This window comes from Methylobacterium sp. J-048, from assembly GCF_022829515.1.
Lineage (GTDB): Bacteria > Pseudomonadota > Alphaproteobacteria > Rhizobiales > Beijerinckiaceae > Methylobacterium.
Genome location: NZ_JAKSYL010000033.1, coordinates 1 through 353 on the forward strand (window position 1 = coordinate 1; position 353 = coordinate 353).

Annotated in this window: 1 pseudogene; it reads left to right on the forward strand. The window is 74.2% G+C overall.

Going from position 1 to position 353, the window contains the following annotated elements:
* Positions 1-330: pseudogene (locus MKL09_RS00950) on the forward strand (hypothetical protein); the annotation flags it as partial.
* Positions 331-353 lie beyond the last annotated feature (23 nt).

Genomic DNA, 353 nt, shown 5'->3' on the forward strand with positions numbered 1-353 from the left:
GTCGGCGCCCCGGGCTTCGCGTTCTCGGCCCCCCGCGCCTTCGTCGCCACCAGCGGCAACGGCCTCGACTACTTCGGCACCGTGCGCGGCCGCCTCGGCAACGCCTTCGACCGCACACTCGTGTGCGGCACCGGCGGCTTCGCCTACGGCGCCGGCAGCGCCGCCCCCTCGTCCCGCGGCTATGCCGGCAACGACAGCGTCCGCACCGGCTACGCCGTCGGCGGCGGCATCGCGGCCTCACTGCACCGGATGCGCGTGTCGCCGGAGGCAAGATCTGCGCGACTGAGGGTCTGTGAGCCGCGGTCGCGTTCTGGCAGGCCGGGTCCCTAGGGATCCGCGGACAACGGTTCGGT